The 13,522-nt window shown below is 66.2% G+C and carries 12 protein-coding genes; 3 read left to right on the plus strand and 9 right to left on the minus strand.

What is annotated here, in order from left to right:
• Positions 1–21: 21 nt before the first annotated feature.
• Genes OIN59_RS07335 through OIN59_RS07345 form a run of 3 tightly spaced genes read right to left on the minus strand, consistent with a single transcriptional unit; the run spans position 22 to position 2,898 of the window.
• Positions 22–672 carry an ABC transporter ATP-binding protein gene (locus OIN59_RS07335; protein ID WP_274108718.1) on the minus strand — a complete coding sequence of 217 codons (651 nt, stop codon included), beginning with the start codon at positions 670–672 and terminating at the stop codon, positions 22–24.
• Positions 669–1,670 (minus strand): tRNA (adenosine(37)-N6)-dimethylallyltransferase MiaA, encoded by a 1,002-nt coding sequence (gene miaA / locus OIN59_RS07340; protein WP_274108720.1) that lies wholly within the window; start codon positions 1,668–1,670, stop codon positions 669–671. The genes OIN59_RS07335 and miaA overlap by 4 nt, the downstream gene beginning before the upstream one ends.
• Positions 1,657–2,898, minus strand: coding sequence for a multidrug effflux MFS transporter (locus OIN59_RS07345; RefSeq protein WP_274108722.1), 1,242 nt, complete (start codon positions 2,896–2,898; stop codon positions 1,657–1,659). Before OIN59_RS07345 ends, miaA begins: the two co-directional genes overlap by 14 nt.
• Before the next feature lie 307 nt (positions 2,899–3,205).
• Between OIN59_RS07345 and OIN59_RS07350 the strand changes: the two genes are divergently transcribed.
• On the plus strand, positions 3,206–4,495 hold the full coding sequence (locus tag OIN59_RS07350; protein ID WP_274109064.1) for a serine hydrolase domain-containing protein: 1,290 nt from the start codon (positions 3,206–3,208) through the stop codon (positions 4,493–4,495).
• A gap of 23 nt (positions 4,496–4,518) precedes the next feature.
• On the opposite strand, the gene OIN59_RS07355 is transcribed toward OIN59_RS07350, so the two are convergent.
• The 3 genes from OIN59_RS07355 to gdhA form a co-directional block, all read right to left on the minus strand.
• Complete coding sequence (locus OIN59_RS07355) at positions 4,519–5,352, minus strand: alpha/beta hydrolase (protein ID WP_274108724.1); 834 nt, start codon at positions 5,350–5,352, stop codon at positions 4,519–4,521.
• Positions 5,353–5,446: 94 nt separating this feature from the next.
• Complete coding sequence (locus OIN59_RS07360) at positions 5,447–6,580, minus strand: PilT/PilU family type 4a pilus ATPase (RefSeq protein ID WP_274108726.1); 1,134 nt, start codon at positions 6,578–6,580, stop codon at positions 5,447–5,449.
• Between the two features lie 133 nt (positions 6,581–6,713).
• The gene (gdhA, locus tag OIN59_RS07365) at positions 6,714–8,057 is read right to left on the minus strand and encodes an NADP-specific glutamate dehydrogenase (RefSeq protein WP_274108728.1); all 1,344 of its coding nucleotides are present in this window, start codon (positions 8,055–8,057) and stop codon (positions 6,714–6,716) included.
• A gap of 276 nt (positions 8,058–8,333) precedes the next feature.
• On the opposite strand from gdhA, the gene OIN59_RS07370 reads away from it, so the two are divergent.
• Positions 8,334–9,497, plus strand: coding sequence for a glycerophosphodiester phosphodiesterase (locus OIN59_RS07370; RefSeq protein ID WP_274108730.1), 1,164 nt, complete (start codon positions 8,334–8,336; stop codon positions 9,495–9,497).
• Between the two features lie 89 nt (positions 9,498–9,586).
• Here OIN59_RS07370 and OIN59_RS07375 read toward each other — a convergent pair whose 3' ends face one another.
• On the minus strand, positions 9,587–10,276 hold the full coding sequence (locus OIN59_RS07375) for a hypothetical protein (protein WP_274108732.1): 690 nt from the start codon (positions 10,274–10,276) through the stop codon (positions 9,587–9,589).
• Positions 10,277–10,343: 67 nt separating this feature from the next.
• Complete coding sequence (mutL, locus tag OIN59_RS07380; RefSeq protein WP_407655070.1) at positions 10,344–12,413, minus strand: DNA mismatch repair endonuclease MutL; 2,070 nt, start codon at positions 12,411–12,413, stop codon at positions 10,344–10,346.
• A gap of 98 nt (positions 12,414–12,511) precedes the next feature.
• Between mutL and OIN59_RS07385 the strand changes: the two genes are divergently transcribed.
• Positions 12,512–13,159 (plus strand): DedA family protein, encoded by a 648-nt coding sequence (locus tag OIN59_RS07385; RefSeq protein WP_274108736.1) that lies wholly within the window; start codon positions 12,512–12,514, stop codon positions 13,157–13,159.
• Positions 13,160–13,272: 113 nt separating this feature from the next.
• Here the strand turns inward: OIN59_RS07385 and OIN59_RS07390 are convergent, their stop codons facing one another.
• The gene (locus OIN59_RS07390; RefSeq protein ID WP_274108738.1) at positions 13,273–13,512 is read right to left on the minus strand and encodes a glycine zipper 2TM domain-containing protein; all 240 of its coding nucleotides are present in this window, start codon (positions 13,510–13,512) and stop codon (positions 13,273–13,275) included.
• Positions 13,513–13,522 lie beyond the last annotated feature (10 nt).

The following is a 13,522-nucleotide window of genomic DNA, read 5'->3' on the forward strand; positions in this document are numbered from 1 at the left end:
TAGGGGCCCGGCGTGGAGGGCCTATGCAGCGATGCCGCTGGCCGTGAGCCGCAGCACCCGGTCCGCCCGCGCCGCCGCTGCGTCCGAGTGTGTGACCAGCACCAGCGATGCCCCATGCTCGCGCGTCTGCGCCAGCAGCAGGTCCATCACACGCGCTGCGGTGGTGGGGTCGAGGTTGCCGGTGGGCTCGTCGGCCAGCAGCAGGGCGGGGCGGTGCACCAGCGCGCGGGCAATGGCCACGCGTTGCAGCTGGCCACCGCTGAGCTGCTGCGGCAGCCGCTCGCCCAGGCCCTCCAGGCCCACGGCAGTCAGCATGTGCGGCACGCGATCAGGCTCGCTCTGGCCCAGCAGCATCAGCGGCAGGGCCACGTTTTGCGCCACGTCCAGGTGCGGCAGCACGTGGAAGGCTTGGAACACAAAACCCACATGGGCACGGCGCCACAGTGCGCGCTGTGTGTCATCGAGCTGACCGAGGTCGGTGGTGCCATGCGTGATGTGGCCGGCGTCCCAGGTATCAAGGCCGGCCAAGCAGTTGAGCAGGGTGGATTTGCCCACGCCCGAATCGCCCACGATGGCCACAAACTCGCCCGGCGCCACGGTGAACTGCACGTTGGCAAACACCGGCGTGCTGCCGTAGTGTTTGCCGAGGCCCTCCACACGCAGCAGCGTCATGGCGTGCGCTGCTTCAGGCGCTGCAGTACGGCCTGCACCAGGGTGGCCACTGCATGGGGCTGGTCGCAGGCGATGGCTTGGCGCTGCGGCATGCTGCGCAGCCAGGTGATCTGGCGCTTGGCCAGCTGGCGCGTGGCAGCAATGCCGCGCTCGCGCAGGAAGGCCGTGTTCAACGGCGTGCCAGCGGGGCGGCTGGCCTGGAAGTCCAGCTCTTCCCACACCTGCCGGTAGCCCACGCAGCGCATGGAGGGCAGGTCGGGGTGCAGGTCGCCGCGTGCACGCAGGGCCACCACCTCATCGATGAAGCCGCCGGCCAGCATGGCGTCAAAGCGCAGGGCGATACGCGCATGCAGCCAGGCGCGGTCATCGGGTTCCAAGGAAAAAAGGGCGCTGGCGCCCGTATTGTTTGCGCTGTCAGCTATCTTTTTGGTAGCGTGGAAGCTCGACAGCGGCTGGCCTGACACATGCCATACCTCCAGCGCTCGCTGGATGCGCTGGCTGTCGCCGGGTGCCAGGCGTGCGGCCGTCACCGGGTCCACACGTCCCAGCTCGGCATGCAGTGCTGGCCAGCCCTGCTCGGCCGCCTGGGCTTCAAGCCGCGCGCGCACCTCGGGGTTGGCGGCGGGCATGTCGTCAATGCCGTCGAACAGCGCCTTGAAGTACAGCATGGTGCCGCCTACCAGCAGGGGCAGTGCACCCCGCGCGCGGATCTCGCCGATGAGCCGTGTGGCGTCTTGCACAAACTCGGCCGCGCTGTAGGCCTGCAGCGGGTCGCGGATGTCGATGAGGTGGTGCGGCACGGCGGCGCGCTCTTCGGGCGTGGGCTTGGCGGTGCCAATGTCCATGCCCCGGTACACCAGGGCCGAGTCCACGCTGATGATCTCGACCGGTTGGCCTTGTTTGCCCAGCACAGCGGCCAGCGCCAGCGCGCCTGCGGTCTTGCCCGACGCGGTGGGGCCCGCCAGGGCGATGGTGGGAAGGGTGTCAGGCGTGCTCACGGGGCGCTCCAAACTTTTGCACCAGTGTCCAGGAGATCACGGCCAGCACCACCGACCAGAACCAGATGCCGCTGACCAGCGGCCACACCGTGCCATCAAGCCGCATGCCCAGCCAGCCACCAATGGCAAAGGCCGCCAGCATCATCATGAAACCGTTGAGGGCCGACGCCACGCCCGCCGCCTTGGGGAAGGGCCCCACCGCACCACTTTGCCCGCAGGGCTGGTGGATGCCGTGGGCCACCATGAACAGGTAGAACGGCAGCGTCAGCGCCCAGGGGTGGTGCCAGCCCATCCACGCCACCAGTGCCATCAGCGTGCCACCGCTGGCGCTCAAGGCCCCGGCGATGGCCACCGTGCGCTGCAGCCCATGGCGCGCCAGCAGTGCGCGGCACACAAAGGTGCCCGCAAAGTAGGCCACGCAGGCCGACGCCATGACCCAGCCGTACATGGTGCGCGTGAGGCCCAGCACGTCGATGTAGACAAACGAGGACGAGGCCAGAAACGTGAACAGCCCGCCGTAGGTGGCCGTGGTCTGCAGCGAAAACGCCCAGAAGGTGGGGCTGCGCAGCACATGTTGCCAGGTGCCCACCAGCGCGCGGGGCTGCAGGGCCTGCGGGTTGCGGTGGGCCAGGGTCTCGGGCAAGCGCAAGGCCACCAGCGCCAGCGTGACCACGGCGTACACCGTGAGGGCCAGCAGCGCCGCACGCCACCCCAGCCATTCGCTGAGCAGGCCCCCCATGGGCGCGCAGATGCAGGCCACGATGCCCAGCCCCGTGAGCGCCTTGGACATGGCGCGGGCGCCCTCCAGCGGGGTGTAGAGGTCGCGCACAATGGCCCGAGCGCACATCACCACGGCCCCCATGGCGGCACCCTGGGCGATGCGCCACAGAATCAACAGGCCCATGGTCGGCGCCATGGCGCTGCCCAGCGAGGCCACGGTGTAGATGGCCAGGCCCGCCAGCAGGATGGGGCGGCGGCCAAACCGGTCAGACAACGGGCCCCACACCATCTGCGAGCAACCAAACGCCAACAACAGCCCGCTGAGCGTGAGCTGCGCTGCCGCCATGGGTGCACCCAGGCTGCGGGTGAGCGCGGGCAGGGCGGGCAGGTACAGGTCGGTGGTGACGGGCTGGATGGACAGCAACAAGGCCAGCACCAGAATGGCCAGGCCGGGGGGAATCGAGACGGGGGCGGCCGCAGGCGCTGCGGTGGCGGAGGGGGCAGACATATCTGTCTGAGCGTACCAGAAGGGGGTGTGGTGCCGCCCCGCTGGGGCCGCTGCCTGGAGTCGTGGGCGCTCGTGCGGATTGGCGTGTAAAGAGCGTCGCACGGGTGACATCCCGCTGGCCAGGGGGCGCCGCTACATTGTGCGGTGGTGGTCGGTGGTCAGCCCCTGCTTGTAGAGGGGCCTCACCGGGACACCACACAACACAACAAGGAGACAAGCCATGCACATGATCCATCGAGCCTCTGCTGCGCACCCTGCACACCCCGCGCATCCGGCACGGCCACAGCGCCCAAGGGCGCTTCCCGCAATGCTGTGGCGGGCCGCCTGCGCTACCGCTGCACTGGGCGCAGCCTTTGCGGCCCAGGCCCAGGCCCCCGCGCTGCCCGCACCCGAGACCGTGGCGCTGGACAAGCTGGGCTACATGAGCAGCTTCCCGCCCGAGGGTGCGCAGCGTGTGGACCTGAGCAACTCCTACAAATACCCGCAGCTGCGCTGGACGGTGCAGCACCTGCGGGAGCTGCAGCCCACGCACAACATTCGCAGCGGCGGCGCTGCACCATCGGCCTTGTCGGCTGACCCCCGGCCGCTGGGTGGCGTGACGTTTGACGACGACAAGGGCCAGCCCATCACCGTGGACCAATGGTTCACCCGCACCTACACCGATGCCCTTGTGGTGTTGCACAAGGGCCGCGTGGTGTACGAGCGCTACGACAACCAGATGAAGCCCCACTCGCCCCACCTGCTGTTCTCTGTGACCAAGTCGTTCACCGGGCTCATGGCGGCGCAACTGGCGCACGAGGGCAAGATCGACCCGGAAGCCCTGGTGACCAAGTACGTGCCCGAGCTGGCCGACTCTGCCTGGGGCGACATGAAGGTGCGCGATGTGATGGACATGACGGGCGCCGTGCGCTTCCGCGAGGTCTACACCGACCCCACCACCGAGATCTTTGGCTACAGCTGGTCCAGCGGCCTGCTGCCACGCCCACCGGGCTACCAAGGGCCGACCAATGTGTACGACTTCTTGAAGACGCTCAAGAAAGAGGGCGAACACGGCGCGGGTTTTGTGTACCGCACGGTGCATTCCGAGGTGCTGGGCTGGATCGTGTCGCGCGCAACCGGCAAACACTGGGCTGAGCTGATGAGCGACAACATCTGGCAGAAGCTGGGCACCGAGGAAGATGCGCACGTGATGGTGGACAGCGTGGGCACACCGCTGCAGGGCGCGGGCCTTAACGCCACGGCGCGCGACCTGGCGCGATTTGGCGAAATGCTGCGCCTGGGCGGCAGCTACAACGGCCAGAAGATTTTTGACAAGGCCGTGATCGACGACACCGCCAAGGGCGGCGACCGCGAGAAGTTCAAGATGGGTGGCATGGCCTTTCGCCCCGGATACAGCTACCGCAACCAGTGGTGGGTGCTGCACAACGCCGACGGCGCCTACGAGGCCGCAGGCATCCATGGCCAGTTCATCCACGTGAACCCGGCTGCCGAGATGGTGGTGGTCAAGCTGTCGTCGCACCCGGTGGCCGGGGCCGGCTTTACCCACCCGCTCACGCTCAAGGCCTGGGCGGCGCTGGCACAGGCGGTGCGCCGCTGAGACTGCGCGGCGAGCCGCTGCGCTTACTTGAGGTGAAACAGCGAGGCCACCGCCTCGCGGTATTGGCGATGCCCCACGGCGTTGGTGCTGTGGTGCGAGCCGCCTTCTACCAGCACAAACTGCTTGGGCTCCTTGGCGGCCTCGTACAGCTGGCGGCCCAACGCAGGGCGGATCAGGCTGTCATTGCTGCCGTGCACCACCAGCAGCGGCGAGCCGATGTCGGCCACCTTGCGGATGGATTCAAACCGCTGCGTGATGAGGGGCGACACCGGCAGCCAGCCCCATTTGAAGGTGCTGACCACGTCGGGGATGCTGGTGAAGGTGCCTTCGACGATGGTGCCCTTTTCATCCGGCACCTGGCGCGCCAGGTCGATGGCGATGGCGCCGCCCAGCGAGTGGCCGAAGATGTAGCGGGGCTTGCCCGGCTGCTGCGTGGCCAGCCAGTCCCAGGCGGCGCGGGCGTCTTCAGCGGCGGTGGCCTCGGACGGCAGGCCCGCACTGCTGCGGCCAAAACCTCGGTAGTCGATGGCCAGCACCGAAAAGCCCAGCTTCTGCATGCTCCGGATGCGGCCCGACGAGCCCGCCACGTTCCAGCGCGCACCATGCAGGTACAGCAGCACCGGCGCGCTGGCCTTGCCGTGGGGTAGCCACAGGCCGTGCAAGCGCTCGGCCTTGCCGCTGGCGTCGGAGGTGAACTCGATCCACACGTCCTGCATGCCTTCGGTGGACTGTGTGCCGCCCCAACTGCGGTCGCTGGGCTGAAAGATCCATTCGCGCTGCTTGGCGTCGAGGGTGGCGCAACCCGCGCTCACAGCCACTGCCAGCGCGAGGGAAAGGAGCAGCGTGGTTCTTTTCATCAACAAACAGACTCACGCATGGACACAAAGTTCTGACACGGGTTGCCGGGCATTCCCAAGAAGGCTGCGGCCCATGCGCCAGGGGGCAGGGTGCTCAAGACAGCCGCGAGGCCGACTGCATGGGCGAGGATGTGTCGATGGAAAGCTCCCCCGCATCTTGAGTGCTGACGCCCGCCGCCAGGCGCACGCGCAGCGCCAGGTCGGTGCGTGAGTCCGCGTTGTGCAGGGCCTCGTCCAGCGAGATCCGGCCCTCGGTGTAGAGCTGGTACAGCGCCTGGTCAAACGTGCACATGCCGATCTCGGTGCTGTGGCCCATGGCCTCCTTGATGCCCGAAAACTCCCCTTTGGCGATGAGGTCTGCAATGTAGGGCGAAGTGAGCATCACCTCCACCGCAGGCACCAGCTTCTCGTGCAGGCCAGGAATGAGCCGCTGCGACACCACGCCTGCCAGGTTCAGGCTCAGGTCCATCAGCAGTTGGTGGTGCGCGTCTTCCGGGAAGAAGTTGATCACCCGCTCCATGGCCTGGTTGGCGTTGTTGGCGTGCAGGGTAGACAGGCACAGGTGGCCGGTCTCGGCATAGGCAATGGCCTGCTTCATGGTGTTGCGGTCGCGGATCTCGCCGATCATGATCACGTCCGGCGCCTCGCGCAACGCGTTTTTCAGCGCTTCTTCGTACGACTGCGTGTCAATGCCCACCTCGCGCTGGTCCACCACCGAGCGCTTGTGCGCGTGCAGAAATTCGAGGGGGTCCTCGATGGTGAGGATGTGGCCCGTGACGTTCTCGTTGCGGTAGTTGATCATCGACGCCAGCGTGGTCGATTTGCCCGAGCCGGTGGCACCCGTCACCAGCACCAGGCCGCGTTTGCGCAGCACCAGCTTTTCCAGCACCGGGGGCAGGCCCAGCGCGGCCAGCGGCGGGATCTTGTTCTTGATGTAGCGCACCACCATGCCGGTTTCGCCACGCTGAACAAACACGTTGACCCGAAAGCGCCCCAGGTTCTCGGCCGAGATCGACAGGTTCATCTCCTGCTTGGCCTCAAACTCGCCGATCTGCTTTTCGTTCATCACCGAGTACGCCAGCTGCTTGACCTGGCCGGGCAGCAATGCAGGCATCTTCAACGGGTGCGTGACCCCTTCGATCTTGAGATTGACCGGCGCACCGACACTGAAAAAGAGGTCCGAGCCTCCCTTTTCAACCATGACGTTCAAGAAGCTGAAGATTTCCACGGCGGACTCCCTAAATGTGCATATTTGTTGCGATGTGCAGCATAGCCTGCACTGCGCCGCGCGCCAAAAACAAAAGGGGCCGAAGCCCCTGTGATTTGTTGCGTGACCGGCAGCTCAGGTCGTCAACACATCCTTACACAACACCTTGCGCCAGCATGGCGTCAGCCACCTTCACAAAACCGGCGATGTTGGCGCCGTCGATGTAGCTCACGCTGCCATCGGCGCGCTTGCCGTAGTGCAGGCAGGCTGCGTGGATGCCCTGCATGATCTGCAGCAGACGGGCGTCCACCTCTTCGCGGGGCCAGGACAGGCGGGCCGAGTTCTGGCTCATCTCCAGGCCCGATGTGGCCACACCACCGGCGTTGCTGGCTTTGCCGGGGGCGTACAGCACCCCTGCAGCCTCGAACGCCTTGGCTGCGTCAATGGTCGAGGGCATGTTGGCGCCTTCGGCCACGCAAAGCACGCCGTTCTGGATGAGCGTTTTTGCGTCGTTCTCGTCCAGCTCGTTTTGCGTGGCGCAGGGCAGGGCCACGTCCACCTTCACGTGCCAGGGGCGCACACCGGCTTCAAACTTCACACCCGTGCGGGCGGCGTAGTCGCTCACGCGGCCGTACAGGTGGTTCTTCACATCCATCAGGATGGCGAGCTTTTCGGATGTGAAGCCGTCTTCGTCCACCACCGTGCCGCTGGAGTCCGACACCGTGACGACCTTGGCGCCCAGCTCCATCGCCTTTTGCACGGCGTATTGCGCCACGTTGCCCGAGCCCGACACAGACACGCGCAGGCCGTCGAACGAACGGCCTCGGGTTTTGAGCATCTCCTGCGCGAAGTACACGGTGCCGTAGCCCGTGGCCTCGGGCCGGATCAGCGAGCCGCCGAACGACAGGCCCTTGCCGGTGAACACGCAGTCCGAGCGGTTGCTGAGCTTTTTGTACATGCCCGCCATGTAGCCCACCTCGCGGCCGCCCACGCCGATGTCGCCCGCTGGCACATCGGTGTCGGCGCCCACATGGCGGAACAACTCGGACACGAACGCCTGGCAAAAGCGCATGACCTCGCCAGGGCTCTTGCCCTTGGGGTCGAAGTCGGAACCGCCCTTGCCGCCGCCCATGGGCAGCGTGGTCAAAGCGTTCTTGAAGGTCTGCTCAAACGCCAGGAACTTGAGCACCGACAGGTTGACCGACGGGTGAAAACGCAGGCCGCCCTTGTAGGGGCCAATGGCCATGCTGTGCTGGATGCGGTAGCCCCGGTTAACCTGCACGCTGCCATGGTCGTCCACCCAGGACACGCGGAACATCACGATGCGCTCGGGCTCCACCAGTCGTTCCAGCAGGCCATGTTCGGCATAGCGCGGGTGCTGCGCGATGAACGGCCACAGGCTTTCCATCACTTCGGTGACGGCTTGCAGGAATTCCGGCTGGCCGGGATTGCGGAGCGCCACGTGGGAAAGGAAGCTCTCGGCGGTCGCGTGTTTCATGGTTTAAAGGGCTTTCAGCATTAAAGGGGTCAACAACATCGAAGGCAGTAATGCACCGGTTTGGCGCACTGCAACATCGAATTATGTTCAAAAGTTATACGTTCATGCCGATGCCTATGCACAATGGTGGGGAATGTGGCTGGGATATTTGCCACATATTGGTGCGGTTGGTGTGTGGCGCGGCCGTCATGCGTTTGCAAAACGGACGTCATGACCTTGTCACATGCCGACCCCACAGTTCGGCGGTTCTACCAACAACATAGCGAGGAGAAGAGCATGCATATCACTGGTGTGAAATGGGGAGCGCTGGCCTTGGTGGCCACGCTGGCAGCCTGCGGCGGCAGCGACGACTATCCCTACCCCACGTTGAACGGCGACAAGCCCCTGGTGATTGGCCACCGGGGCACGGCGGGCTACCGGCCCGACCACACGCTGGAGGGCTACAAGCTGGCCATCGACATGGGCGCCGACTTCATCGAGCCCGACCTGGTCGCCACCAAGGACGGTGTGCTGGTTGCCCGCCACGAGCCCAACATCACGGGCACCACCGATGTCTCCACCCGTGCCGAGTTTGCGAGCCGCAAGACCAAGAAGGTGGTGGATGGCGTGGAAGAAGAAGGCTGGTTTGTTTCCGACTTCACCCTGGCCGAAATAAAGACCCTGCGCGCCGTGCAGCCCCTGTCTGACCGCGACCAGTCGTACAACGGCAAGTTCCAGATCCCCACCTTTGAAGAAGTGCTGGACCTGGCCAAGAGCGAAGGCGCCAAGGCCGGCCGCACCGTGGGCGTGTACCCCGAGACCAAGCACCCCACCTTCCACGTCAAGCAAGGCCTGCCGCTGGAAGATCGCCTGCTGGCCATCCTGGCCAAGTACGGCTACACCTCCAAGGGCTCGCCGGTCATCATCCAGTCGTTCGAGGTCTCCAACCTCAAGTACCTGCGCACCAAGACCCAGGTGCGCCTGGTGCAGCTGGTGGACGCGGACGATGTGAACCCCGATGGCACCATGTCGCTGGTGGCCCCATACGACAAGCCCTATGACTTTGCCGTGGCAGGTGACTCGCGCACCTTCGCCAGCCTGCTGACCCCTGCGGGCCTCAAGGAAGTCAAGACCTACGCCGACGGCATTGGCCCCTGGAAGCCGTACCTGATCCCCTCCAAGCAAGTGGACGCCAACAAGGATGGCAAGGCCGACGACCTGAACGGCGACGGCAAGATCGACGAGCGTGACCGCGTGATGATGCCCGCCACCGCAGTGGTGAAGGACGCCCACGCAGCAGGCCTGTTCGTGCACGCCTACACCTTCCGCAACGAGGCCAAGCGCCTGGCGTCGGACTTCAAGGGCGACCCCAAGGCCGAGTACAAGCTGTTCTTCAACCTGGGCGTGGACGGCGTGTTCAGCGACTTTGCCGACACCGCCAAGGCCGCGCGCGACAACTGACAGCGACATCCGACCGCGACAGTGCGGCGTACCGCAAGCTCACAAAAAAGCCCGCATTCGCGGGCTTTTTTTTATGCATCGCGCGTGTGTCAGAACCCCAGCGCAAACCCCAAGCTCAACAGGGTGCGCCCTTGCTGGCGGCCCACGGTAGCGTCGAGCTGCTTGCCGGGCGCCCACTCCCACCGGGCGCCCGTCTGAAAGGTGGGGGCGCTGCCCTGGGTGCCAAAGGCCTCCAGATGCGGCGTGATGGCGCCCCAGCTGCGTTCCACCGATGCCCCCCAGGTGGCGCGCCAGGATTGGCCGCGCTCGCGCTGGCTGCCCAGGTTGGCGTTGGCCGTGCCCCAGGTTGCGGCGCAGGTGCCGATGAGGTTGAGTGCCACCACGCTGCCCGCACTTTGCCCGGCGCTCTGGCGCCGGTGCACGACTCCGGCACTGCTGCCTGCGTTGCAGCCCTGCTCCTGTGCGGGGCTCCACAGCCACTTGGCCTGCAGGCCTTGCAGGGTGTGGCGCTCGTTGCGGTCACGCGCGAGCACAGCGCCCAGCTCCAGTCCCGCGATGGGGGTGAAGGCCGGGGCCGCGTACACGGTGCCCGGCTGACCGCGTAGGCCCTCCCACCACATTTCCACGTGTCCGTGGCCCACCTCGTCCACGCCAGCATCGTCCACCGACAGGGGGCGCCCTGCGTGGGCGGACCAGGCCATGCACAGGGCTGTGGTGGCCGCCAGCATGCGCAGTGCGGGGACGTGGGCGGGGTGGTGGCGGCTGCGGCGCTGGGTCATGGAGGCGATGGGGCAATGGCTGGAGGAAAAGGCTCTGGCTATGTCGCGGGCGGTGTTGTGCTCGCCGCTACCGTCCGCGCAGGAACAGCGCGTCCAGCTCCTTCATGCTCAACTGCCGCCAGGTGGGGCGGCCATGGTTGCACTGGTCCGATCGGTCAGTGGTTTCCATTTGGCGCAGCAGGGCGTTCATCTCGTCGATGGTGAGCTTGCGGTTGGCCCGCACGGCGCCGTGGCAGGCCATGGTGCCCAGGATTTCATTGCGGGCGCGCTGCACCACGGTGGTGGCGTCGTGGGCGGCCAGTTCGGCCAGTACGCTGCGGGCCAGCTCCACGGGGTCGCCCTGGGCCAGGGTGGTGGGCACGGCGCGCACGGCCAGGGTTTTGGGGGAGAAGGGCACCACCTCCAGGCCCAGCGTGGTCAGCACCTCGGCAGACTCTTCGGCCGTGGCGACTTCCTGCGGAGTGGCGGCGAAGGTGGCGGGGATCAGCAAGGGTTGGCTGGCAATGCGGGCGCCGCTGTCCACCTGGGCCTTGAGGCGTTCGTAGACGATGCGCTCGTGGGCGGCATGCATGTCCACGATGACCATGCCCTGGGCGTTTTCGGCCAGGATGTAGACGCCGTGCAACTGGGCCACGGCCTTGCCCAGTGGCCAGGCGGTGTCGTTGCCGGTTCCTGTACCGTTGTGGCCGTGGCCCTGGGGCCAGGCGGGTTCAGTGGCTGTGTCGGTATGGCCCCAGGCCGCAGCAGGGGGTGTGAATGATGCGGCAGCGATGGTCTGTGGCACGGCGTCTGCCTCAGCGGTGTTGGCCGCAGCCCCCCAGTTCACCAACGGCGCCGTGGGCCCTGCAGTTGTGGTGCCCGCGTCGTCTTTCCTGGGGCCCCACAGGGCCTGCAGGTCGGCCACGTGGTGACCACGTTCTTCAAATTTGATAGCTGCTTGCGCTTGTCTGTTAAGCGCTAGAGGCTGATTTGGCTTGAAATTCTCGGTGTGGCCCTGTGTCGCGGCGCCTGTGTCTGCAGAAGCGGCGGCCCCTGCCGCAGCTGCCAGCGCGGCAGCGCGGGGCGCGGCCAGCGCGTTTTCTACAGCGTGGCGCACGGCCTGGTGCACCTCGCGGCTGTCGCGAAAGCGCACCTCAATCTTGGTGGGGTGCACGTTCACGTCCACGCGCGCCGGGTCGATCTCGACATACAGCGCATAGATGGGCTGCTTGTGCCCGTGCAGCACGTCTTCGTAGGCGCTGCGCGCGGCGTGGGTGAGCACCTTGTCGCGCACAAACCGGCCGTTTACGTAGCAATACTGGTGGTCGGGGCGTGAGCGGGCCGCGTCGGGCAGGCCTGCGCGGCCGGTGACGGTGACGGGGCCTACGCGGTGCTGCACGGCGACCGACTGGGTGACGAAGTCTTCGCCCAGCACGTCCGACAGGCGGCGGGCCAGCGCATCTTGGGCATCGCCCTGGCCGGGCACAAAGGTGGCGCGCCATTGCTCCACCAGCTTGCCTTCGTGCCAGATCGCAAAGCCCACATCGGGCCTTGCCAGCGCGTGGCGGCGCACCGATTCAATGCAGTGCGCCAGCTCGGTGGCGTCGGTCTTCAAGAACTTGCGGCGCGCGGGGGTGGAGAAGAACAGCTCTTTCACCTCCACCGTGGTGCCGGTGCTGCGCGCGGCGGGGCGCAGCTCGCCACTTCGGGCGTCCAGCAAGAAGGCGCTGGCCTGGGCGATGGGGCGGGAGAGCAGCGACATCTCCGACACTGACGCAATCGCGGCCAGCGCCTCGCCCCGAAAGCCCATGGTGGCCACGGTTTCCAGGTCGTTCAGGTTGGTGATCTTGCTGGTGGCGTGGCGGCGCAGGGCCACGGGCAGTTCTTCTTGTGGGATACCGCCACCGTCGTCTTCTACCGTGATCAACCGCACCCCGCCCGCCGACAGCCGCACGGTGATTTGTGTGGCGCCCGCATCCAGCGCGTTGTCCACCAACTCGCGCACCACCGAGGCGGGGCGCTCCACCACCTCACCGGCCGCGATCTGGCTGATGAGTTCATCCGGCAAGTCGCGGATGGGGCGGCGTGTGATGGCGAGGGGGCTGGAGGCGGGCTGCGCCGCTGCGAGGGAGGGGGTGGTGTCGTTCACCCCAAGGATTTTAGGGCGGGGGCTGCGCAGGGGTATCGGGCTGGGTGGGGCGTGATGGGGATAATGCGCCCACCTTTTTTTCGCGCCGCGCCCGGGCCCGCCTTTTCATGGAACTTGTCACTTTTCTCATCGACTTCATCCTGCATGTGGACAAGTACCTGGAGGCGTTTGTGCAGGCCTACGGCATGTGGGTGTACGCCCTGCTGTTTGCCATCGTGTTCGTCGAGACAGGCCTGGTGGTAATGCCGTTTTTGCCGGGCGACTCGCTGCTGTTCATCGTGGGGGCGCTGTGTGGTGCAGGCATGATGAACTTTCCGCTGGCGTGCGCAGTGCTGCTGGCGGCGGCCATTTTGGGCGACCAGTGCAACTATTCGATCGGCCGCTACTTTGGGCCCAAGGTGTTCCAGTGGGAGGACTCGCGCTGGTTCAACCGCCGGGCGTTCAACCAGGCGCACGAGTTTTACGAGCGCTACGGCGGCATCACAATCGTGATTGCGCGGTTCATGCCTTTCATCCGCACGTTTGCGCCCTTTGTGGCGGGCGTGGCGGACATGAGTCGCGCCAAGTTCACGGCCTACAACGTGGGCGGGGCGCTGTTGTGGGTGCTGGGCATTGCCACGGCGGGGTACTTCTTCGGCAACTTTGCCTGGGTCAAGGAGAACCTGGACAAGATCATCTGGGCCATGATTTTTGTGCCCGGCCTGATCGCTATCTTTGGTGCCTGGCGCGCCGGGCGCCAGGCACGCACTGCCTGATGTTGGGTTAATTTGCTATCAAAAAAAGAGCGGCAGGCGCATGTGGATCATGCGCCTGCCGCTCTTTTTATGCCCAGACCAACGCTCTGGACAGGGGGCGGAGTCCCCAGGGCTTAACGGCGGTACGGGCGGCGTTGGTCGCGGTCTTCACCGATTTCGTGGCCGATGAGGGCACCAGCCGCCGCGCCGCCAATGGTGCCCACGGGGCCGCCAAACACGGCATTGCCAGCAACGCCGCCGACCACAGCGCCAACGCCGGTGCCGATCTGGGCGCCCGACGGATTCGAGGCGCAACCACCCAGTGCCAGGGCCGCAGTGCAGGTGGTTGCAAGAAGGATGTGACGGATGTTCATGGCGAAATTC

Source organism: Acidovorax benzenivorans (assembly GCF_028680575.1).
GTDB classification, from domain to species: domain Bacteria; phylum Pseudomonadota; class Gammaproteobacteria; order Burkholderiales; family Burkholderiaceae_C; genus Acidovorax; species Acidovorax benzenivorans.